We start from the raw sequence: 21,224 nt of genomic DNA, 5'->3' as shown, positions 1-21,224 counted from the left end.
GCTCAGCCCCCTCGCAAGGCCTTGAGGATTTTTTGGCCGCCACGGCCATTGGCCTCATGGCCCAGGCGCTGCTGCTCGGCGCGGATTGCCTGGCGCGATGCGTCGCCCAGCATGCCGTCGATGGGGCCGATGTCGTGGCCGCGCATCGTGAGCAAGCCTTGCAACTCGCGCCGCTCGGCGCGTGACAAGCCTGCGTCGTCGGTCGGCCAAGGCGTGGCAAATGGGCCACCGCCGCGCAAACGGTCGCTCAAGTGGGCAATCGCCAGTCCGTAACTTTCGGCGGCGTTGTAGCTGTAGAGCGCATCAAAGTTGCGCGTCACCAAAAACGCCGGGCCGTTGGCACCGGCCAGCGTCAGCAAGCCCACATTGCCCAAACTTTCTGGCAAGGCAGCGCCATCGATGCGGCGCACGCCACGGGCGGTCCATTCAGCCACCGGGCGCTTGCTGCGGCGGCCCTCGCCTGCCAACGAGATGCCTGCAGGCAACTTGACCTCAATGCCCCAAGGCAGGCCGCGTTGCCAGCCTGCTCGGGCCAAAAAGTTGGCGGTCGAGCCCAGCGCGTCCACACTGCTGTCCATCAGGTCGGCACGGCCATCGCCGTCAAAGTCCACCGCCAAGCGTTCGAAGGTGGTGGGCATGAACTGGGTGTGGCCAAAGGCCCCTGCCCACGAGCCCACCAAGCGCTCGGGCGCGATGTGCCCGGCTTGCAAAATGCGCAGCGCCGCAAAAAATTCGCCTCTGAAATAGCTTTGCCGCCGCCCGTGGCAAGACAGCGTGCCCAGCGCCTGCACCAGCGGGTATTTGCCAAAGGTCTGGCCAAAATTGCTCTCCACACCCCACACCGCGACCACCGTGACCGGGTCCACACCAAATCGCTCTTCGGCACGCTCCAGCGCCTGACGATGTTGGGCCAAACGCGCCGCACCATCGGCCGCGCGTTCTTCGTCCACCAGCGCCGACATGTAGTCCCAAATGGCGGTGCGAAATTCAGGCTGAAAATTCAGCTTCTCAATCACGCTGAAGTCCGCCTGCAGGCCTGCCGTATGACGCGCCCAGGTGGCGTCGCTCACCTTGCCCATGCGGGCAGCCGGGCGCAGCTCGGCCATGCAGGCCGACAAATCGGTGCTTTGCGCCCAAGCTGTGGGGGTGAGCCATGCGCTGGCCAGCATCGCGCTCATGGCGGCAGCCCGCACCAAGACCGTGATACGAGGGTTGGATGCACGTGGAGTCATGAAGAAAAGTCCCTGAAATTTGGTAGGCGTCTGAATGCGCGCCAGCGAATGTACAGCGTAAAAAGCACGGACAACAAAGGATGGAGATTCACCGATCCAGGGGTGCTCCGCCCCTATACAACCAAGGCACGTCCATCAAGCGCTCGCCCATCAGGCGCATCGACAAATTGCGCCCCCAAGCCACGGGGCCAGAGGCATGGAAGATGCGGCCGTTGCGAATCGCACGCGCCTGCACTCTCGCATTGCGCGCCCAGCGTTGCTCGGCATAGGCCTGCAAGCACTCGGGCACACTGCCAGTCTCTGCGCTCAGACATTGCCCCAAGACCTGCGCGTCTTCAATGGCCATGCCTGCGCCTTGGGCCAAATAGGGCCGCATGGGGTGCGCTGCATCGCCCAGCAAAGCCACGCATCCCTGAGCCATTTGGCTGGCAGCGCTCAAGGGCTCTCGGTCGTGCAGCGCCCATTGCCGCCAGGCGGGCACCGACGCCAACCGTTCGTGCAAATCAGCGCCCACCGCGCCCATGGCCTGCATGAGCGATTGGGTATGCCCAGCGTTGTCCCAAGCCTCGGCCTGCGTGGGTTTTTCGCCATGCACGATGGCCACCAGGTTGAGCCACTGCCCGCTGCGCACCGGGTAATGCACCACATGCAGTCGGGGGCCCATCCACACGGTCACTTGGTCGCTGCGCAATTGCGCAGGCAAATCGGCCTGGGCCACAAGCGCCCGATACGCCAGGTGCCCAGTAAAGCGGGCCGGAGCATCGCCCAACATTTGTTGACGCACCGCGCTCCACACGCCGTCTGCCCCAATCAAGGCGCTGGCCTTCAGGCTGAGGCCTTGCGCCGTGTTCACTCGCAAACCCGCTTCGCTGTCCTGCCAGCCTTGCACGGTCTGCCCCAGCAGCAGATCCACCCCAGCGTTCTGGGCTGCCCGGTGCAACAAGCCCTGCAAATCGGCCCGGTGGATGGTGGCGTAAGGCGCGCCATAAGTGGCATGCGCCCGCTGCCCCAAAGTCAGCGTGCCCAGCACCTGCCCGGTTTGGGCATCACGCGCTTGCAGCTTCCCAGGAAAAGCCGCCACCTCCGCCAGCGCCGCCCCCAAACCCCAGGCTTGCAAAATGCGCGTCACATTTGGCCCGATCTGGATGCCCGCGCCCACCTCGCTCAGCTGCGCTGCGCGCTCGATCAGCTGCACCGGCACGCCGCGCTGCGCACATGCCACTGCTGCCGCCAGCCCGCCAATACCGCCGCCCGCAATCACCACCTGTTTGTGCTCTTGGCTGTTCATGATGGGATTGTGCGGTAAGCCCAAGTTCCAAATCTCAAGCACTTGATCGAAGGCGGGTGGTGGTCGCGTTTGAAGTGGCCACGCACCGCGCTGTTTCAACGTCCATTCAGTGGATAAGACGGATCGTTGTAACCCGGCGTCGATGGATGGCCAGGCGCCACCAAGCTGTTGACCAAGGCTTCGTCTTCGGCGGTGATCTCTACATCCAGTGCCCCCGCATAGTCTTGCCACTGCGCCAGTGTGCGCGGCCCCGCAATGACAGCGCTGACATGGCGGTTGGTCAGCACCCAGGCGGTGGCAAAGTGCGCCAGCGACACGCCCTTGCGATCGCAATGCTGACGCAGCGTTTGCGCAATCTCCAGTGACTCTTCACGGAACTCGGTTTCCAAAATGCGCTTGTCACCCCGGGCGACGCGGCTGCCCTCTGCGGGTGTCTGCCCCGGGGCATATTTGCCCGTGAGAACCCCGCGCGCAATCGGGCTGTAGGGCACCACGCCCAGGCCGTAATGACCGCAAGCTTCCAGAATTTCCACCTCGGGCAAGCGGTTGAGCAGGTTGTAATAAGGCTGGCAGACCACGGGGCCGGGCATGTTCATCTGACGCGCCATGTTGACCATCTCTGCGATGCGCCAGCCTCTGAAATTGGACACGCCCCAGTAGCGGATCTTGCCGTCGCGCAGCAGGGCCTCGATGGCCCGCAAAGGCTCTTCCAAGTTCATGCCGTTGTAGTCGCGGTGCAGGTAATAAATGTCCAAGTGGTCGGTGTCCAGGCGTCTGAGGCTGTCCTCGCAAGCCCGCAACATCCAGCTGCGCGAGTACTGGCTTTCGTTGGGCGAAGACGACATGGCATTGCCCACCTTGCTGGCCAGCACCCAGCGGTGGCGTTGACCCTTGAGCACTTGGCCTACGATCTCTTCGGATTTGCCCAGCGTGTAAACGTCGGCGGTGTCGATGAAGTTGCAACCTTTTTCTTGCGCATCGGCCACGATGCTGCGTGCGTCTTCCAGCGGCGTCTGGTCACCAAACATCATGGTACCCAAGCACAGGCGAGACACTTTCAGGGGGCTTTTGCCCAAGGTGGTGAGTTTCATGTGGAGGTCTCCGAAAAAACAGGGAAAGCGAAACGCCCAGGGACTCTTGTCGCTTGGCTTAACGCACATGTTAGCCAAGCACTTGGCTTCACACTGTCCAAAACGGACACAGAAAAGCCCGGGCTATTGGGCCCGGGCTTGTGGGGCGACAGAGGCGTGGGGTCAGGTCACGGGCACAAACTGGTAGCCATTGCCCGAAGGCGTGATGGTGCCAAAGGCGGGGAAGGGAAAGTGGAAACCCCCGGCCATCATTTTTTCCTTGACCAACATGTCAAAGATGCGGCGGCGGCTTTGGCGGGCCATCTCGGGGTTCATGTCAAAAAGCACCGCCCAGTCGGGGTTGCGCGCAAACAAGGATGGGACGTTGGTGATGTCGGCCACATAGGCAAACGACTGGCCCTCGGATTTCACAGTGAACAGGGTGTGGCCCGGGGTGTGGCCAAAAGCCGCCACCGATTGGACACCAGGCGCGACCGCGCTGCCTGGCTCAAACTTGACCAATTGGTCTGAAGACAGGTTTCCCAGCGCCCGTTTGACCGCCGCAAAAGCGCCTTGCATGGGCGCAGGCGCGGCCGCGATGCGGGCCTCGTCCGTCCAGAATGCGTGTTCGGGCGCCGGCACATGCACGCGGGCATTGGGATAAACCAAGTTGCCGTTTTTGAAACGCAAACCATTGATGTGGTCGCCATGAAAGTGACTCAACACCACGTTGTTGATGTCTTCAGGCTTGAAGCCCGCAGCAGCCAAATTGCCCAGCAGTTTGCCGGTCGTGGGAGGACCGTTGTCGGCAAAGCCGGTGTCAAACAAATAGCGCTGGTTGCCATTGACCAGCAGGAACGGGGTGAAAGGAATGTCGATGTAATCGGTGGGCAGATTTTGTGTGGCCAACAGCGCCTTGATTTGGTCGAGCGGCACAGCGGGCACAAACTCCTGACCCAAAGGACGGCGTAATGCGCCATCGTTCAGGGCAATGATTTCCATAGTGCCAAGCTTCATACGCTTGAATCCCACCGAGGGCAATTCGGGCGCGCCGAACTGGGGGGTGTTTTGCGACCAGACGGAAGAAAAGGTCAGTGCGGTAGCACCGGCAATGCCTGTACCCAAAAAATGACGGCGGTTGAACATCTCGGTGTCTCCTGAAAAAATGAATTCTTAGAATACGCGGGCCGCCCTGTCCCATGACCCAAACTCCCATTGCCCACGATAGACGAAGGGGTATTGCAGCTCGCGACCTGGCGTAAAAAAGCCCCGCCAGCTTTCGCTGACGGGGCTCAAATCCACACAAGGAGGATCAGGCGGTCACACCCTTCGCATTCTCCACGTACTCGTCAATCTGGTTGAAGTTGAGGTACTTGTAGATCGCAGCGCCATCTTTGTTCACGATGCCCATGGCTTCGTGGTACTCGGCGACAGTGGGGATGTGGCCCAGCTTGGACGCAATGGCTGCCAACTCGGCACTGGCCAAAAACACGTTGGTGTTCTTGCCCAAGCGGTTGGGGAAGTTGCGGGTCGAGGTGGAGACCACGGTTGCACCTTCGCGCACTTGGGCTTGGTTGCCCATGCACAGCGAGCAGCCGGGCATCTCGGTGCGGGCACCGGCGGCGCCAAAGTTGGCGTAATGGCCTTCCTTGATCAGCTCGCTCTCGTCCATCTTGGTCGGTGGGGCGACCCACAGCTTGACGGGGATGTCGCGGCTGCCGCCGAGCAGCTTGGCGGCTGCGCGGAAGTGGCCAATGTTGGTCATGCACGAACCAATAAACGCTTCGTCGATCTTGGTGCCCGCCACGTCGGACAAGAACTTCGCATCGTCCGGGTCATTGGGGCAGCACAGGATCGGCTCTTTGATCTCGTTCATGTCGATTTCAATGACATGCGCGTACTCAGCGTCTTTGTCGGCTTCGAGCAGGTTGGGCGCGGCCAACCAAGCTTCGACTTTCTCGATGCGGCGCGCCAGCGTGCGGGCGTCGGCGTAACCGTCGGCGATCATGTTCTTCATGAGCACCACGTTGGACTTCAGGTATTCCTCGACCGGCTCTTTGTTGAGCTTGATCGTGCAACCGGCGGCCGAACGCTCGGCGGACGCGTCGGACAACTCAAACGCTTGCTCAACCTTCAGGTTAGGCAGGCCTTCGATTTCCAAAATACGGCCCGAGAACTCGTTGATCTTGCCGGACTTGGCCACGGTGAGCAGGCCCTTCTTGATGGCGTACAGCGGAATCGCGTGCACCAAATCACGCAGGGTCACGCCGGGTTGCATCTCGCCTTTGAAGCGGACCAACACGGACTCGGGCATGTCCAAAGGCATGACGCCCGTGGCCGCACCAAAGGCGACCAAGCCCGAACCTGCGGGGAAGGAAATGCCGATGGGGAAGCGGGTGTGCGAATCGCCACCGGTGCCCACGGTGTCGGGCAAGAGCAAGCGGTTGAGCCAGCTGTGGATCACGCCGTCACCGGGACGCAAGGCCACGCCGCCACGGTTGCTGATGAAAGCAGGCAATTCGCGGTGCGTCTTCACGTCCACCGACTTGGGGTAAGCGGCGGTGTGGCAGAAGGACTGCATCACCATGTCGGCGCTGAAGCCCAAGCAAGCCAAGTCTTTCAACTCGTCGCGGGTCATCGGGCCGGTGGTGTCTTGTGAACCCACGGTGGTCATCTTGGGTTCGCAGTACGTGCCGGGGCGAACGCCTTGGCCTTCGGGCAAACCGACCGCACGACCGACCATCTTTTGGGCCAGTGTGAAGCCGGCTTTGGTTGCCACGGGTGGCGTAGGCAGGCGGAACACGGTGGACGCAGGCAAGCCCAAGAACTCACGCGCCTTGGCGGTGAGCGAGCGGCCGATGATCAGGTTGATGCGGCCGCCGGCGCGCACTTCGTCAAACAGCACATCGCTCTTGAGTTTGAACTCGGTCACGGTGGCGCCGTTTTTCAGGATCTTGCCGTCGTAGGGCAGGATGTCGATCACGTCGCCCATTTCCAGCTTGGACACATCGACTTCGATCGGCAACGCGCCGGAGTCTTCTTGGGTGTTGAAGAAGATGGGGGCGATCTTGCCGCCCAAGGTCACACCACCGAAGCGCTTGTTGGGCACAAATGGGATGTCTTGGCCGGTGGCCCAGATCACGCTGTTGGTGGCCGATTTGCGGCTGGAGCCGGTGCCGACCACGTCGCCCACATAAGCGACCAAGTGACCGTTTTTCTTCAGGTCTTCGATGAACTGCATCGGGCCGCGCTTGCCGTCTTCTTCGGGCTTGAACGCTGCGCCTTCGCGGGTGTTCTTGAGCATGGCCAAGTAGTGCAGAGGGATGTCGGGGCGGCTCCAGGCGTCGGGCGCAGGCGACAAGTCGTCGGTGTTGGTCTCGCCGGGCACCTTGAAGACGGTGACGGTGATCTTTTTCTCGACTTCGGGGCGGGTGGTGAACCACTCGGCCTCGGCCCAGCTTTGCATGACTTCTTTGGCCTTGGCGTTACCGGCCTTGGCTTTTTCAGCGACGTCGTTGAAGAAGTCGAACATCAGCAAGGTTTTCTTCAGGGCTTCAGCGGCCACGGCGGCGACTTCGGCGCTGTCGAGCAACTCGATCAAGGGGTGCACGTTGTAGCCGCCCACCATGGTGCCGAGCAGCTCGGTGGCTTTGGACTTGGAAATCAGGGCAACGCTCAAGTCACCGTGAGCCACTGCCGCCAAGAAAGAGGCCTTGACCTTGGCGGCGTCGTCCACGCCCGGTGGCACGCGGTGCGTGAGCAGGTCCATCAAGAAGGCGTCTTCGCCTGCGGGCGGGTTCTTGATCAGCTCGATCAAATCGGCCACTTGCTTGGCATCAAGAGGCAGAGGCGGGATGCCCAATGCAGCGCGTTCGGCTGCGTGTTCACGGTACGCTTTCAACATGGTTTTTTCTCCGGTCAGTCAAAGTTTCAAGATTTATCGCCCCATGCCGGTCGTGTCGATCAGGCTGGGCGGGGGGTTGGTTTTCATGTTCTCGGCAAAGGCGATCTGCTCGGCATTGGCACACTCATCGGCCAGTCGACGACCTTTGTTCTGGTCCATCAGCATGGACTTGTTGGCCAGTTGAAGCCAGACAGCGCCTGCCTTGCGGTCTTCCAAACGGATAGCGCCCGTGGTGGTGACCACGGGGTGCATGCGGTAGCGAAAACCTTTACCGTGCAAATAGAAGTAGCCCGGCTGCGACGCATCGGCTTCCAGACGGACACTGGCACCCAACTCGCAAGGCAATTGACCTTTGTGCACCCGATCGGCGATGGCCAATTCATCGGGCCCCATCACGGCGTCAGGCTCACTTCGCGCAGCTTCCTGCACCTTGGATTTTTGAGGTGCTTTGGTCGAAGTCTTTGGCTTGGCTTGTGGGGTTTTGGATGAGGCCACTGGCGCTTGAGACCACACAGGAAAAGTCAACACCGACACCAACAGGGCAAGCGCTATTTTTCTCATCTCGATTTCCTTTGCACGAATGGTCTTCATCATGAAACAGATCATGCTGGCTTGCCAGCACCCGAAAAGAAAAGCTGAACGGCGCAAGGCAAACGGCAACCGGTCTGGTGTGCACGTTCGATCAATTGCCAGAAGAACCGGTAGCTGGCCCGGTCGTGCAGTTGACCTGCATGGCTGATGGGAGCCCATTGGGCAGCCTGGGCGGCCAAAATGATTTCGCTGGCCTGCTCTATTTGCGCCTCACTCGGCGCCATGGCCTTCAAGATCGGTCGAATCTGGTCGGGGTGAATGCTCCACATGCGGGTGTAACCCAGCTCGCGGGCGGCTTTTTGGGCAGCCATGCGGATCGCATCGAGATTTTTGAATTCGGTCACCACACAGTGCGAGGGAACTTTGCCGTGGGCATGGCAAGCACTGGCAATGTCAAGCTTGGCGCGCAGCACCAAGGGGTGTGTGAACTGCCCCTCAATGCCCATGCCCTCAGCAGGAATAGCCCCGCCATGCGCAGACACAAAGTCCATCAGGCCAAAGCTAATCGACTGCACACGCGGATGCGCTGCAATGTCAAAGGCACGGTGCACAGCAGCAGGGGACTCGATCAGCACATGCAAAGGCAGATCTTGGGCGCCAGCGTGGAGCAAGGCCTGCTCGGCCATTTGCACATCGGCGACAGACTCGACCTTGGGCACCATGATGTGCGTCAAGCGCTTAGCCGCTCGGCCTGCAATGGTGGCCATATCGACCTGAAAACTGGGGTGATCAACAGGGTGCACCCGCACACCCACTCGGGCTTCAGGTGCAGAACCAAGGGCCAACTCAGTGACCAACGCGGCATGATCTGACTCGCCGCCCACAGGTGCGCCGTCTTCACAGTCGAGGGTCACATCAAAGACACAAGCGCCAAACTCTTGCGTCATGTCAGCTTGCAACTGCAAGCTTTTGCGCATCCTCGCGTCGACACCGCTGTAATGGTCACAAACCGGCAGCTGAAAGCTTCCGGCCTGAGCTCCCAACAGAACGTCGCGAGGATGGCTCACTTGGACTTCTCAGCCTGAATCAGATCAGGTGCGCCACGCCAGCTTGCTCGTCGGTCAACTCTTTCAGAGTCTTGTCGATGCAGCCTTGGCTGAACGCGTCGATTTCCAGACCTTCAACCACTTTGTACTGGCCGTTTTCGCAGGTGACGGGGAAGCCGAACATGACATCTTTAGGAATGCCGTACCAGCCTTGCGATGGGATACCCATGGTGACCCACTTGCCGTTGGTGCCCAGGGCCCAGTCGCGCATGTGGTCGATGGCGGCGTTGGCTGCCGATGCAGCCGAAGACAGACCACGGGCCTCGATGATGGCCGCGCCACGCTTGCCCACAGTGGGCAAGAACACGTTGGCGTTCCACTCTTGGTCGTTGATCATGGCCTTGACCGACTCGCCCTTGATGGTGGCGAAACGGTAGTCGGCGTACATGGTGGGCGAGTGGTTGCCCCACACGCACAGTTTTTCGATGTCAGCCACGGCCTTGCCAGTCTTGGCTGCGATTTGCGACGCGGCGCGGTTGTGGTCCAGACGCAGCATGGCGGTGAAGTTGCCGGGTTTGAGGTCCGGTGCGGCCTTCATGGCGATGTAAGCGTTGGTGTTGGCGGGGTTGCCCACAACCAGCACTTTGACGTCGCGCGAAGCGACAGCGTTCAGGGCCTTGCCCTGTGCAGTGAAGATGGCGCCATTGATGGCGAGCAACTCAGCACGCTCCATGCCAGGGCCGCGTGGACGCGAACCGACGAGCAGTGCGTAGTCCACGTCTTTGAACGCGGTCATTGGGTCGCCATGGGCTTCCATGCCCACCAACAATGGGAATGCGCAGTCTTCGAGCTCCATCATCACGCCCTTGAGCGCTTTTTGTGGGCCTTCGACAGGCACTTCGAGCAATTGCAGGATGACGGGCTGGTCTTTGCCCAGCATTTCGCCAGAGGCGATGCGGAACAACAATGCGTAACCAATTTGACCTGCTGCGCCGGTAACGGCAACGCGGACGGGCTTTTTGCTCATGGTGGAAAACTCCGAAGTGTTGAAAACAAGCGTTGCGGTCCGCTGCCAACATCCATGTCGGCAAGGCCGTCCGGCGCACCGGACCCGCGCTGGCGGTCTTTGTTCAAACAAATCCACAAGTGCAAGCAAACAGCTTTCGAGTGTACCCGCGAAAACCCTGATTCGTCAATTTGTCTTATGTCTTATATAAGATATGATGGCGCTCCTGACATGCACCTGACCCGCATGCCCTGCCCGTCCTCATGAACCACTCATTGCCATCGACCGACGCCCCCGCTGCTGCCGCCGAATCCCCGGCCGCCACCCCCGCGTTCAGCCCGCTTTACCAGCAAATCAAGGGCTTGATCCTGCAAAGCCTGCAGGCCAGCGAATGGAAGCCTGGAGAATCCATTCCCAGTGAGATGGAACTGGCCGCACGTTACCGGGTCAGCCAAGGCACCGTGCGCAAAGCCATTGACGAGCTGGCCAGCGGCCACCTGCTCATTCGCAAGCAAGGCAAAGGCACATTTGTCGCCACCCACGCCGAACACCAGGTGCAGTACCGATTTTTGAAACTGGTGCCCGATCAGGGCGACTTGAACACCGAAGGCCCCGCCCAGCGGGAGATCATCGACTGCAAACGCTTACGTGCCTCGGCCGAGATCGCCCGAGCCTTGGCTTTGCGATCTGGCGACACTGTTTTGCAAGTCAGAAGGGTTCTTTCGTTTGCAAAAGTTCCCACCATCCTCGAAGACCTGTGGTTGCCCGGCACCCCATTCAAGGGGCTCACGGCTGAGCGCCTGGCCGACTACCACGGCCCCATGTACGCCTTGTTTGAAACCGAGTTCGGCGTGCGCATGGTCAGGGCAGAAGAAAAGATCCGGGCCGTGTTACCCGACAAGGCTCAAAGGGAATTGCTGCAACTGCCTCCCAACACGCCTTTGCTCAGTGTGGAGCGCATTGCTTACACCTACAACAACACCCCGATGGAGCTGCGGCGCGGCTTCTACCGCACCGACACCCACCATTACCACAATGATTTGAACTGACCTGAGCTCACCTGCGACGTCTTGTAGAAGACTGTCGCTGAAATGCTCACGTCAGTTTGGTGCGTTGCAATAGAATCCGGTGGTTAGCCTCACATGTCAAGAACGCGTTACACCCAGAAAGTACCCAAATGACCGAACTCGCCCGCAAGCGGCCTGAATTCCGCAACATCAACGCCCTGAAAGACTTGCCTTCGTACCGCCTGCCGGCTGCTGGCATCGTCTCCATCCTGCACCGCATCAGCGGTTTCTTGATGTTTTTGCTCATGCCCCTGTTCATCTGGCTTTTTGACAACTCCATCACCTCCGAAATTTCGTTTGCCAAGCTCTCTGCCGCTTTTGGCATTGGCATCGGTTTTGTGCCCGGCTGGTTCTTCAAGTTGTTGGCCCTGGCCCTGATCTGGGCTTACTTGCACCACTTCATCGCCGGTGTGCGCCACATCTATATGGATGCTTTCCATGCCGTGACCAAAGAATTCGGCAAGTCCTCTGCCGTGGCCACCTTGGTTCTGAGCCTGGGCTTGACCGCCGTGCTGGGTGCCAAGCTGTTTGGCCTGTACTGATTTCTCCGCCTCTCACTCAAAACAACAAGGAAACTGACCTATGTCGTCCGTGAATTACGGCTCAAAACGCATCGTGACCGGTGCTGGCTACGGCTTTCGTGATTGGCTGGCCCAACGTGTGACCGCTGTCCTGATGGCCCTTTTCACCGTGGTCTTGCTGGCCCAGGTGATCTTCACCTCCGGCCCCATCGGCTACGAAGAGTGGGCAGGCATTTTTGCCTCCCAGTGGATGAAGGTCCTGACCTTCTCCGTGATCATTGCCTTGCTTTACCACGTCTGGGTGGGCATGCGTGACATCTGGATGGACTACATCAAGCCACTGGCCTTGCGCCTGGCCTTGCACGTCTTCACCCTCGTCTGGCTGGTCGGCTGTGCCGGCTGGGCTGTTCAGGCCCTGTGGCGCCTGTGATGCGTCAGCCCTCGCCTGTCATTGCGCTGAAACCACACCAACCAAGATAAACCATGAGCTATACCAAAGACAAAGTTACCACCCGCAAGTTTGACGTCGTGATCGTCGGCGCCGGTGGTTCGGGCATGCGCGCCTCGCTGCAACTGGCCCGTGCTGGCCTCAATGTGGCTGTCCTGTCCAAAGTGTTCCCGACACGTTCACACACCGTGGCAGCCCAAGGCGGCATCGGCGCCTCACTGGGCAACATGTCCGACGACAACTGGCACTACCACTTCTACGACACCATCAAGGGCTCCGACTGGCTCGGTGACCAAGATGCGATCGAATTCATGTGCCGCGAAGCACCCAAGGTCGTCTATGACCTGGAGCACATGGGCATGCCGTTTGACCGCAACCCCGACGGCACGATTTACCAGCGCCCCTTTGGCGGCCACACCGCCAACTACGGCGAAAAGCCTGTTCAACGCGCTTGCGCTGCGGCTGACCGCACCGGTCACGCCATGCTGCACACCCTGTACCAGCAAAACGTCGCGGCCAAAACCAGCTTCTTCGTCGAGTGGATGGCCCTTGACCTGATCCGCGACGCCGAAGGCGACGTGGTGGGCGTGACCGCACTGGAGATGGAAACCGGCGACCTGCACGTCTTGCATGCCAAGACCGTGCTGATGGCCACCGGCGGCGCAGGCCGCATTTATGCCGCTTCAACCAACGCTTTCATCAACACCGGTGATGGCCTGGGCATGGCAGCGCGCGCTGGTATTCCTTTGGAAGACATGGAGTTCTGGCAATTCCACCCCACCGGCGTGGCTGGAGCTGGCGTGCTATTGACCGAAGGCTGCCGTGGCGAAGGCGCCATCTTGCTCAACAGCAATGGCGAGCGCTTCATGGAGCGCTATGCGCCCACCTTGAAAGACTTGGCACCGCGTGACTTCGTGTCCCGCTGCATGGACCAGGAAATCAAGGAAGGCCGTGGCTGCGGTCCCAACAAAGACCATGTGCTGCTCAAGCTGGACCACTTGGGATCTGAAACCATCCACAAGCGTCTGCCCTCGGTGTACGAAATCGGCGTCAACTTCGCCAACGTCGACATCACCAAAGAGCCAATCCCGGTGGTGCCCACCATCCACTACCAGATGGGCGGCATCCCCACCAACATCAACGGCCAAGTCGTGACGCAAAACGCCACCGACCACAACGCCGTGGTCAACGGTTTGTATGCCGTGGGCGAATGCTCTTGCGTGTCGGTGCATGGCGCCAACCGCCTGGGCACCAACTCGCTGCTCGACTTGTTGGTATTCGGCCGCGCAGCTGGCAACCACATCGTCGACTTCGCCTCCAAGACCAAGTCGCACAAGCCATTGCCCGCTGATGCCGCTGATTACACATTGGGTCGACTGAACAAGCTTGAAGGCCGTGGTGGTGAATACGCCCAAGACGTGGCCAACGACATGCGTGCAGCGATGCAGCAACACGCTGGCGTTTTCCGCACTCAGGCCTCCATGGACGAAGGCGTGCAAAAGATCGCCGCCATCCGCGAGCGCGTCAATGCCATCGGCTTGAAGGACACCTCCAAAGTGTTCAACACCGCCCGCATCGAAGCCCTGGAAGTGGACAACCTGATCGAGAGCGCGCAAGCGACCATGGTGTCTGCTGCTGCACGCCGCGAGTGCCGCGGTGCCCACACTGTGAGCGACTACGAGCGCCCAGTGGATGACGCCGTGGCCCCATTGGGTCGCGACGACGCCAACTGGATGAAGCACACCCTGTGGCACAGCGCTTCCAACAGCCTGACCTACAAGCCCGTCAAGCTCAAGCCCCTCACCGTGGATTCCGTGCCACCCAAGGTTCGTACTTTCTAAAGACAGTCTGGACCGCTCACCTTCAGTGGCGGTCCATCACCCGAATACACCAGGAGTTCTTTCATGACCCTACGCACTTTTCAGATCTACCGCTACGATCCCGATAAGGACGCCAAGCCTTACATGCAAACCATCCAGGTCGAACTGGACGGTAACGAACGCATGCTGCTCGACGCTCTGATGAAGCTCAAGGCCGTGGACCCCAGCATCTCTTTCCGCCGCTCTTGCCGCGAAGGCGTGTGCGGTTCGGACGCGATGAACATCAACGGCAAAAACGGTCTGGCGTGTCTCACCAACATGAACACCTTGCCCGGCACCATCGTGTTGAAACCCCTGCCCGGACTGCCCGTGATCCGCGACGTGATCGTGGACATGACCCAGTTCTTCAAGCAATACCACTCGATCAAGCCCTACCTGATCAACAGCACCATCCCACCCGAGACAGAGCGCCTGCAAAGCCCGGAAGAGCGTGACGAGCTGAACGGTCTGTACGAGTGCATCTTGTGCGCCAGCTGCTCGACCAGCTGCCCCAGCTTCTGGTGGAACCCCGATAAGTTCGTGGGCCCCGCCGGTTTGCTGCAGGCCTACCGCTTCATCGCCGACAGCCGCGACGAAGCCACCGCAGAGCGACTGGACAACCTGGAAGACCCCTACCGTCTGTTCCGCTGCCACACCATCATGAACTGCGTCGATGTCTGCCCCAAGGGTCTGAACCCCACCAAGGCGATTGGCAAGATCAAAGAGATGATGATTCGCCGCGCTGTCTGATGACCGTCACCCCCATCCTGGAAGACGCGTCACTGGTCGGCGCAGACCGTCAAGCGCCTTTGAGCGAGCGGTCGCTGAGCAAGCTGCGCTGGCGCAGCCGACGCGGATTGCTCGAGAACGATTTGTTCATCGAGCGCTTTTTCAACCGTCATGCCACAGACCTGACCGTTGGACAAGCCCGGGGCATGTATGTGCTGATGGACCTGTCAGACAACGATCTCATGGACTTGCTGCTGCGCCGCACGGAACTGCAGACCGAGATCAGCACAGAAGAAGTGCGCGAAGTCCTGAACATGCTGAGAGCCTGAGCCTGCCAAGGCTCAAAACCGGAAACCAAGAGGAAACCCACCATGAAACTCGCCGATAACAAAGCCACCCTGTCGTTCTCCAATGGCAGCCCCAGCATCGAGATGCCCGTTTACTCTGGCAACATCGGTCCAGACGTGATCGACATCCGCAAGCTGTACGGCCAAAGCGGCATGTTCACCTACGACCCGGGTTTCCTGTCCACTGCTTCGTGCCAATCGGCCATCACTTACATCGATGGCGACAAAGGCGAATTGCTTTACCGTGGCTACCCCATTGAGCAGTTGGCCAACAAGGCCGACTACCTCGACACCTGCTACCTGCTGCTGAACGGCGAATTGCCCGTGGGCCAGCAAAGCAAGGACTTCCACAAGCTGGTCAACCAGCACACCATGGTCAACGAGCAGATGCAGTTTTTCCTGCGCGGCTTCCGTCGTGACGCTCACCCCATGGCTGTTCTGACTGGCCTGATCGGCGCTTTGTCTGCCTTCTATCACGACAGCACCGACATCAATAACCCAGAGCACCGCCACATTGCAGCGATCCGCCTGATCGCCAAGATGCCTACCCTGGTGGCCATGGCCTACAAATACGGTGTGGGTCAGCCTTACATGTACCCACGCAACGACCTGTCCTACGCTGGCAACTTCCTGCGCATGATGTTTGGCACGCCTTGCGAAGACTACAAGGTCAACCCCGTGCTCGAGCGCGCCATGGACCGCATCTTCACGTTGCACGCTGACCACGAGCAAAACGCTTCGACCTCCACCGTGCGTCTGTGCGGCTCGTCCGGCACCAACCCGTTTGCAGCCATTGCTGCCGGTGTGGCTTGCTTGTGGGGCCCTGCCCACGGCGGCGCCAACGAGGCTTGCCTGAACATGCTGGAAGACATCCAGAAAATGGGCGGCATCGCCAAAGTCGGCGAGTTCATGGAGAAGGTCAAGGACAAGAACTCCGGCGTCAAGCTGATGGGCTTCGGTCACCGCGTCTACAAGAACTACGACCCCCGCGCCAAGTTGATGCAAGAAACTTGCGACGAAGTATTAAAGGAACTCGGCCTGGAAAATGATCCTTTGTTCAAGCTGGCCAAGGCCCTGGAAAAGATCGCACTGGAAGACGATTACTTCGTCAGCCGCAAGCTCTACCCCAACGTGGACTTCTACTCCGGCATCGTGCAACGCGCCATCGGCATTCCCGTGAACCTGTTCACCGGCGTGTTCGCACTGGCCCGCACCGTCGGCTGGATCGCCCAGTTGAACGAAATGATCAGCGATCCCGAGTACAAAATCGGTCGCCCTCGTCAGCTGTTCACCGGCTCTCCACGCCGCGATGTGCAGCGTTGATCGGTTGACAACCGAACACGGAAAGCCCGCCTTGTGCGGGCTTTTTTCATGAGGAAAACCACCACTTGGGCGGTTGGAGCCCAGGGCTGTCAGGCCGATTTTCTGGCGCGAAGCGACTGATGAGGCCTGATAGCCACAGGCCCCGGCCGTTGAAGTCCCCCCAGAGACCCCTGGACCAGGACAGACAGCCCTGAATCAGCCTGCTCTCCGCATAAAATGGCAGGCTGCACAGCAAGGAAGCACCATGGCACGCACGCTCTACGACAAGATCTGGGACGAACACGTCGTCCACACCGAAGAAGACGGCACATCCGTCCTCTACATTGACCGCCACTTGGTGCACGAAGTCACCAGCCCACAAGCGTTTGAGGGTCTGCGCCAAGCCGGCCGTAAAGTCTGGCGCGTCAGCTCCATCGTGGCCACGGCCGACCACAACACCCCCACCACCGGCTGGGAGTTAGGCTACGACGGCATCACCGACCCCATCAGCAAAGAGCAAATCACCACGCTCGACGCGAACATGAAGGAAACCGGCTCAGCTGCCTTTTTCCCCTTCCTGTCCAAACGCCAGGGCATCGTGCACGTCATTGGCCCTGAAAACGGCGCCACTCTGCCCGGTATGACCGTCGTTTGCGGCGACTCACACACCTCCACCCACGGCGCGTTTGGCGCCCTGGCCCACGGCATCGGCACCTCCGAAGTCGAGCACGTCATGGCCACGCAAACCCTCTTGGCAAAAAAAGCCAAGAACATGCTGATCAAAGTCGAGGGCAACCTGGCCAAAGGCATCACCGGCAAAGACATCGTGCTGGCCATCATCGGAAAAATCGGCACGGCTGGCGGCACCGGCTACACCATCGAATTTGCAGGCTCGGCGATCCGAAGCCTCTCTATGGAAGGCCGCATGACGGTCTGCAACATGGCCATCGAAGGCGGCGCACGTGCGGGCCTGGTCGCGGTCGACGAGAAAACCATCGAGTATGTCAAAGGCCGTTTGCTCTCGCCCACGGGTGTGGAGTGGGACCAGGCCGTAGCCTACTGGAAGACCCTGCAGTCCGACCCCGGTGCGCACTTTGACGCCGTGGTAGAGCTGGACGCCAGCGCCATCGTGCCCCAAGTCACTTGGGGCACATCGCCCGAAATGGTGCTGGGCATTGACGGCCAAACGCCCGACCCCGACAAAGAAAAAGACGACGTCAAACGCGACGCCATTGAGCGCGCCCTGACCTATATGGGCTTGCAGCCCGGTAAGGCACTGGCCGACATCACCATCGACAAGGTCTTCATCGGCTCGTGCACCAACAGCCGCATCGAAGACATGCGCGAAGCCGCTGCCGTCGTCAAAAAACTTGGCCAAAAAGTGGCCAAGAACGTCAAGCTGGCGATGGTCGTGCCTGGTTCGGGTCTGGTCAAAGTGCAAGCCGAACAAGAAGGCCTGCATGAGATCTTCAAGGCCGCAGGCTTTGAGTGGCGCGAGCCCGGCTGCTCCATGTGCTTGGCCATGAACGCTGACAGGCTGGAACCAGGCGAGCGTTGCGCATCGACGTCCAACCGCAACTTCGAAGGGCGTCAGGGAGCGGGTGGCCGCACCCACTTGGTCAGCCCCGCCATGGCCGCAGCTGCAGCCATCCACGGCCACTTTGTTGACATCCGCAAATTCGCCTGAAGCGACCGAGGAATCACACCATGCAGAAATTCACTCTCCTCAAAGGCATCGTGGCCCCGATGGACCGCGCCAACGTGGACACCGATGCCATCATCCCCAAGCAATTCCTCAAATCGATCCGCAAGACCGGCTTTGGCCCCAACCTGTTCGATGAATGGCGCTACCTGGATGTCGGCCAGCCCGGCGTGCCCGAGTCCGACCGCAAACCCAACCCCGACTTCGTGCTGAACCAGCCGCGCTACAAAGGCGCCAAAGTCCTGCTGGCGCGCAAGAACTTCGGTTGCGGGTCTTCCCGTGAACACGCCCCTTGGGCCATCGACCAATATGGCTTCCGTTGCGTGATCGCACCCAGCTTTGCCGACATCTTCTTCAACAACTGCTTCAAAAACGGCCTGCTGCCCATCGTGCTGCCAGAAGCCGCCGTGGACCTGCTGTTCAGCGAAGTGGCCGCCTTCCCCGGTTACGAACTCACGGTGGACCTAGAGCGTCAAGTGGTAGTTCGCCCCCAAGGTGAAGAGATCCCGTTTGAGGTGCAGGCTTTTCGCAAGTACTGCTTGCTCAATGGTTTGGACGACATCGGCCTGACCCTGCGCCATGCCGACAAGATCAAGGCTTTTGAGGCCGAGCGCTTGGCCACCAAGCCCTGGCTCGCGCACACCGCTGTCAACGCATAAGAAGACCACAGGAACACCCATGAAAATCGCAGTCCTCCCCGGTGATGGTATCGGCACAGAAATCGTCGCCGAAGCCGTCAAAGTCTTGAACACGCTCGACTTGAAATTCGAGATGGAAACCGCTCTGGTTGGCGGTGCCGCTTACGACGCCTTTGGCCACCCCCTGCCAGAAGCCACACTCAAGCTGGCGATGGACTCGGACGCCGTGCTGTTTGGCGCCGTGGGCGACTGGAAATATGACAAGCTCGACCGCCCGCTGCGTCCTGAGCAAGCAATCCTAGGCCTGCGCAAGAACATGGGCCTGTTCGCCAACTTCCGTCCTGCGATTTGCTACGAGCAATTGGTAGGTGCGTCCAGCCTCAAGCCAGAGCTGATTTCGGGTCTGGACATCCTGATCATCCGCGAGCTCACAGGCGACATTTACTTCGGTCAGCCACGTGGCCGCCGCATCGCCACCGACGGCCACTTCCCCGGCGCCGAAGAAGCCTTCGACACCATGCGCTACTCCAAGCCTGAGATCGAGCGCATCGCACATGTGGCCTTCCAAGCCGCCCGCAAGCGCAAAGCCGCAGGCAAAGAGGGCCGCGTGACCAGCGTGGACAAAGCCAACGTGCTCGAGACCTTCCAGTTCTGGAAAGACGTCGTCACCGAAGTCGGCCAGCAATACCCCGATATCGCGCTGGACCACATGTACGTGGACAACGCCGCCATGCAACTGGTCAAAGAGCCCAAGCGTTTTGACGTGGTGGTCACCGGCAACATGTTCGGCGACATCCTAAGTGACGAAGCCTCCATGCTCACCGGCTCGATCGGCATGCTGCCCTCAGCCAGCCTGAACACGAAAAACCAAGGCTTGTACGAACCCAGCCACGGCAGCGCCCCTGACATCGCGGGCAAAGGCGTGGCCAACCCACTGGCCACCATCTTGTCAGCCGCCATGATGCTGCGATTCAGCCTGAACCAAGGCGAAGCTGCCGAGCGCATTGAAGCGGCTGTGCAGAAAGTGCTGGCCCAAGGCCTGCGCACCGGCGACATCTGGAGCGAAGGCACCACCAAAGTAGGCACCCGAGAAATGGGTGACGCGGTGGTCAAGGCGCTGGGCTGAGCACCCAAAGGATGCTGTCAGGAAGCCCTAAGGCAGCATCCATTACAATTTCGTCCATGTTCCACGCCCGCCTGTTCACCTTGAACCTGATCACTGCTGCTGCAGTGGCTGCTGGCGCGCGTGCAACTTCCACAAAAACCACGACCATTAAGGGCTGATCCAGCCTGGTTCGTCGTGCGCCCCCCCCGGCCAGACGAGCCGGGCAAACAGTCTGGTCTGACACTGTTTTAAAAACTGAAAGGGCGTTGAAATGAGCAAGTTAGTAGGTTTGGTCGGCTGGCGCGGCATGGTCGGCTCGGTGTTGATGGACCGCATGATTCAGGAAAAAGACTTTGACCTGATCGAGCCATTGTTCTTCTCCACATCGAACGCGGGTGGCAAAGCCCCCTCGATGGCCAAGAACGAAACCACGCTGCAAGACGCTTTCAACCTCGAGCAGCTCAAGCGCTGCGAGATCATCATCACCGCCCAAGGCGGCGATTACACCTCTGAAGTCTTCCCAAAGCTGCGTGCAGCCGGCTGGAATGGGCACTGGATCGATGCAGCATCGACCCTGCGCATGGAAAAAGACGCTGTGATCATCCTCGATCCGGTCAACATGCCCGTCATCAAAAACGCGCTGGCCAACGGCGGCAACAACTGGGTGGGCGGCAACTGCACCGTCTCGTGCATGTTGATGGGTGTGGGCGCTTTGTACAAAGCGGGACTCGTCGAGTGGATGAGCACCCAAACTTACCAAGCGGCATCCGGTGGAGGAGCGCAACACATGCGCGAGCTGCTGACTCAATACGGCACCCTGAACGCTGAAGTCAAAGCCCTGCTGGACGACCCCAAGAGCGCGATTTTGGAGATCGACCGCATGGTGGTGGCCAAGCAGCGCGCCCTGACCGCATCTGAAACCGCCAACTTTGGCGTGCCGCTGGGCGGCTCGCTGATCCCCTGGATCGACAAGGACCTGGGCAACGGCATGTCCAAGGAAGAATGGAAGGGCATGGCCGAAACCAACAAGATTTTGGGTATGGGCGAAGGCTTCAACTCTGCCGCCATCCCAGTCGACGGTTTCTGCGTGCGCGTGGGTGCCATGCGCTGCCACAGCCAGGCCCTGACCTTCAAGCTCAAAAAAGACGTGCCCGTGGCCGACATCGAGGCCATGATCGCCGCTGACAACGAGTGGGTCAAAGTGGTGCCCAACACCCGCGAAGCCACTGTGAAAGACCTGACCCCTGTGGCCGTGACCGGCACCATGACGATCCCAGTGGGTCGCGTGCGCAAGCTGGCCATGGGCCCGGAATACGTGGGCGCGTTCACCATCGGCGACCAGCTGCTGTGGGGAGCTGCCGAGCCTTTGCGACGCATGCTGCGCATTTTGCTGGATGCTTGATGCCCATCACACCAACGGCCCACTGAT

Annotated in this window: 19 protein-coding genes; 11 read left to right on the top strand and 8 right to left on the bottom strand. The window is 60.1% G+C overall.

The genetic code is table 11. The features are described 5' to 3' along the window. Positions 1–2: 2 nt before the first annotated feature. The 8 genes from ACZ5SR_RS05640 to ACZ5SR_RS05605 form a co-directional block, all read right to left on the bottom strand. A complete protein-coding gene (locus tag ACZ5SR_RS05640; protein ID WP_464450584.1) occupies positions 3–1,232 on the bottom strand; it encodes a lytic murein transglycosylase in 1,230 nt (409 codons plus the stop codon). Between the two features lie 88 nt (positions 1,233–1,320). Further along, complete coding sequence (locus ACZ5SR_RS05635; RefSeq protein WP_464450583.1) at positions 1,321–2,520, bottom strand: FAD-dependent monooxygenase; 1,200 nt, start codon at positions 2,518–2,520, stop codon at positions 1,321–1,323. A gap of 95 nt (positions 2,521–2,615) precedes the next feature. After that, the gene (locus ACZ5SR_RS05630; RefSeq protein WP_464450582.1) at positions 2,616–3,611 is read right to left on the bottom strand and encodes an aldo/keto reductase; all 996 of its coding nucleotides are present in this window, start codon (positions 3,609–3,611) and stop codon (positions 2,616–2,618) included. Between the two features lie 162 nt (positions 3,612–3,773). After that, the gene (locus tag ACZ5SR_RS05625; protein WP_464450581.1) at positions 3,774–4,736 is read right to left on the bottom strand and encodes an MBL fold metallo-hydrolase; all 963 of its coding nucleotides are present in this window, start codon (positions 4,734–4,736) and stop codon (positions 3,774–3,776) included. 166 nt (positions 4,737–4,902) lie between these two features. Continuing rightward, entirely contained in the window at positions 4,903–7,494 is a 2,592-nt protein-coding gene (gene acnB / locus ACZ5SR_RS05620; RefSeq protein ID WP_464450580.1) for a bifunctional aconitate hydratase 2/2-methylisocitrate dehydratase, read from the bottom strand. A gap of 33 nt (positions 7,495–7,527) precedes the next feature. Further along, positions 7,528–8,088 carry a hypothetical protein gene (locus tag ACZ5SR_RS05615; protein WP_464450579.1) on the bottom strand — a complete coding sequence of 187 codons (561 nt, stop codon included), beginning with the start codon at positions 8,086–8,088 and terminating at the stop codon, positions 7,528–7,530. Positions 8,089–8,096: 8 nt separating this feature from the next. Continuing rightward, positions 8,097–9,092: an HpcH/HpaI aldolase/citrate lyase family protein gene (locus ACZ5SR_RS05610; protein WP_464450578.1), complete on the bottom strand. Its 996-nt coding sequence runs from the start codon at positions 9,090–9,092 to the stop codon at positions 8,097–8,099. A gap of 19 nt (positions 9,093–9,111) precedes the next feature. Beyond that, on the bottom strand, positions 9,112–10,098 hold the full coding sequence (locus tag ACZ5SR_RS05605) for a malate dehydrogenase (RefSeq protein WP_464450577.1): 987 nt from the start codon (positions 10,096–10,098) through the stop codon (positions 9,112–9,114). A 242-nt stretch (positions 10,099–10,340) separates the two neighbouring features. Between ACZ5SR_RS05605 and ACZ5SR_RS05600 the strand changes: the two genes are divergently transcribed. The 11 genes from ACZ5SR_RS05600 (at position 10,341) to asd (ending at position 21,197) form a co-directional block, all read left to right on the top strand. Then, positions 10,341–11,126 (top strand): GntR family transcriptional regulator, encoded by a 786-nt coding sequence (locus ACZ5SR_RS05600; RefSeq protein WP_464450576.1) that lies wholly within the window; start codon positions 10,341–10,343, stop codon positions 11,124–11,126. Positions 11,127–11,254: 128 nt separating this feature from the next. After that, positions 11,255–11,686, top strand: a complete 432-nt coding sequence (sdhC, locus tag ACZ5SR_RS05595) for a succinate dehydrogenase, cytochrome b556 subunit (RefSeq protein WP_291915921.1) — start codon at positions 11,255–11,257, stop codon at positions 11,684–11,686. 40 nt (positions 11,687–11,726) lie between these two features. Next, positions 11,727–12,095, top strand: a complete 369-nt coding sequence (gene sdhD / locus ACZ5SR_RS05590; protein ID WP_062405624.1) for a succinate dehydrogenase, hydrophobic membrane anchor protein — start codon at positions 11,727–11,729, stop codon at positions 12,093–12,095. 53 nt (positions 12,096–12,148) lie between these two features. Further along, positions 12,149–13,954: a succinate dehydrogenase flavoprotein subunit gene (sdhA, locus tag ACZ5SR_RS05585; RefSeq protein WP_464450575.1), complete on the top strand. Its 1,806-nt coding sequence runs from the start codon at positions 12,149–12,151 to the stop codon at positions 13,952–13,954. 63 nt (positions 13,955–14,017) lie between these two features. Then, the gene (locus ACZ5SR_RS05580; RefSeq protein ID WP_062405628.1) at positions 14,018–14,722 is read left to right on the top strand and encodes a succinate dehydrogenase iron-sulfur subunit; all 705 of its coding nucleotides are present in this window, start codon (positions 14,018–14,020) and stop codon (positions 14,720–14,722) included. Continuing rightward, a complete protein-coding gene (locus tag ACZ5SR_RS05575) occupies positions 14,722–15,030 on the top strand; it encodes an FAD assembly factor SdhE (RefSeq protein ID WP_464450574.1) in 309 nt (102 codons plus the stop codon). The genes ACZ5SR_RS05580 and ACZ5SR_RS05575 overlap by 1 nt, the downstream gene beginning before the upstream one ends. Positions 15,031–15,072: 42 nt before the next feature. After that, positions 15,073–16,371, top strand: coding sequence for a citrate synthase (gltA, locus tag ACZ5SR_RS05570; protein WP_464450573.1), 1,299 nt, complete (start codon positions 15,073–15,075; stop codon positions 16,369–16,371). 244 nt (positions 16,372–16,615) lie between these two features. Continuing rightward, complete coding sequence (gene leuC, locus ACZ5SR_RS05565) at positions 16,616–18,037, top strand: 3-isopropylmalate dehydratase large subunit (RefSeq protein WP_464450572.1); 1,422 nt, start codon at positions 16,616–16,618, stop codon at positions 18,035–18,037. A 20-nt stretch (positions 18,038–18,057) separates the two neighbouring features. Then, complete coding sequence (gene leuD / locus ACZ5SR_RS05560) at positions 18,058–18,711, top strand: 3-isopropylmalate dehydratase small subunit (RefSeq protein WP_464450571.1); 654 nt, start codon at positions 18,058–18,060, stop codon at positions 18,709–18,711. A gap of 19 nt (positions 18,712–18,730) precedes the next feature. Then, entirely contained in the window at positions 18,731–19,816 is a 1,086-nt protein-coding gene (gene leuB, locus ACZ5SR_RS05555) for a 3-isopropylmalate dehydrogenase (RefSeq protein WP_464450570.1), read from the top strand. A 250-nt stretch (positions 19,817–20,066) separates the two neighbouring features. Then, complete coding sequence (gene asd, locus ACZ5SR_RS05550) at positions 20,067–21,197, top strand: aspartate-semialdehyde dehydrogenase (protein ID WP_464450569.1); 1,131 nt, start codon at positions 20,067–20,069, stop codon at positions 21,195–21,197. Positions 21,198–21,224: the final 27 nt, after the last annotated feature.

This window comes from Limnohabitans sp. TEGF002 (genome assembly GCF_055395845.1).
Note: the sequence above shows the minus strand (reverse complement) of the source record. Positions and strands in the feature narration are given on the sequence as shown.

Bases quoted from the DNA above. Each gene is read 5' to 3' on its own strand.
- ACZ5SR_RS05575 (WP_464450574.1), top strand. From the start codon at position 14,722: ATGACCGTCACCCCCATCCTGGAAGACGCGTCACTGGTCGGCGCAGAC.
- ACZ5SR_RS05640 (WP_464450584.1), bottom strand. From the start codon at position 1,232: ATGACTCCACGTGCATCCAACCCTCGTATCACGGTCTTGGTGCGGGCT.
- gltA (WP_464450573.1), top strand. From the start codon at position 15,073: ATGAAACTCGCCGATAACAAAGCCACCCTGTCGTTCTCCAATGGCAGC.
- sdhA (WP_464450575.1), top strand. From the start codon at position 12,149: ATGAGCTATACCAAAGACAAAGTTACCACCCGCAAGTTTGACGTCGTG.
- ACZ5SR_RS05605 (WP_464450577.1), bottom strand. From the start codon at position 10,098: ATGAGCAAAAAGCCCGTCCGCGTTGCCGTTACCGGCGCAGCAGGTCAA.
- ACZ5SR_RS05625 (WP_464450581.1), bottom strand. From the start codon at position 4,736: ATGTTCAACCGCCGTCATTTTTTGGGTACAGGCATTGCCGGTGCTACC.
- sdhD (WP_062405624.1), top strand. From the start codon at position 11,727: ATGTCGTCCGTGAATTACGGCTCAAAACGCATCGTGACCGGTGCTGGC.
- ACZ5SR_RS05580 (WP_062405628.1), top strand. From the start codon at position 14,018: ATGACCCTACGCACTTTTCAGATCTACCGCTACGATCCCGATAAGGAC.
- acnB (WP_464450580.1), bottom strand. From the start codon at position 7,494: ATGTTGAAAGCGTACCGTGAACACGCAGCCGAACGCGCTGCATTGGGC.
- leuD (WP_464450571.1), top strand. From the start codon at position 18,058: ATGCAGAAATTCACTCTCCTCAAAGGCATCGTGGCCCCGATGGACCGC.
- ACZ5SR_RS05600 (WP_464450576.1), top strand. From the start codon at position 10,341: ATGAACCACTCATTGCCATCGACCGACGCCCCCGCTGCTGCCGCCGAA.
- asd (WP_464450569.1), top strand. From the start codon at position 20,067: ATGAGCAAGTTAGTAGGTTTGGTCGGCTGGCGCGGCATGGTCGGCTCG.
- sdhC (WP_291915921.1), top strand. From the start codon at position 11,255: ATGACCGAACTCGCCCGCAAGCGGCCTGAATTCCGCAACATCAACGCC.
- ACZ5SR_RS05635 (WP_464450583.1), bottom strand. From the start codon at position 2,520: ATGAACAGCCAAGAGCACAAACAGGTGGTGATTGCGGGCGGCGGTATT.
- leuC (WP_464450572.1), top strand. From the start codon at position 16,616: ATGGCACGCACGCTCTACGACAAGATCTGGGACGAACACGTCGTCCAC.
- leuB (WP_464450570.1), top strand. From the start codon at position 18,731: ATGAAAATCGCAGTCCTCCCCGGTGATGGTATCGGCACAGAAATCGTC.
- ACZ5SR_RS05615 (WP_464450579.1), bottom strand. From the start codon at position 8,088: ATGATGAAGACCATTCGTGCAAAGGAAATCGAGATGAGAAAAATAGCG.
- ACZ5SR_RS05630 (WP_464450582.1), bottom strand. From the start codon at position 3,611: ATGAAACTCACCACCTTGGGCAAAAGCCCCCTGAAAGTGTCTCGCCTG.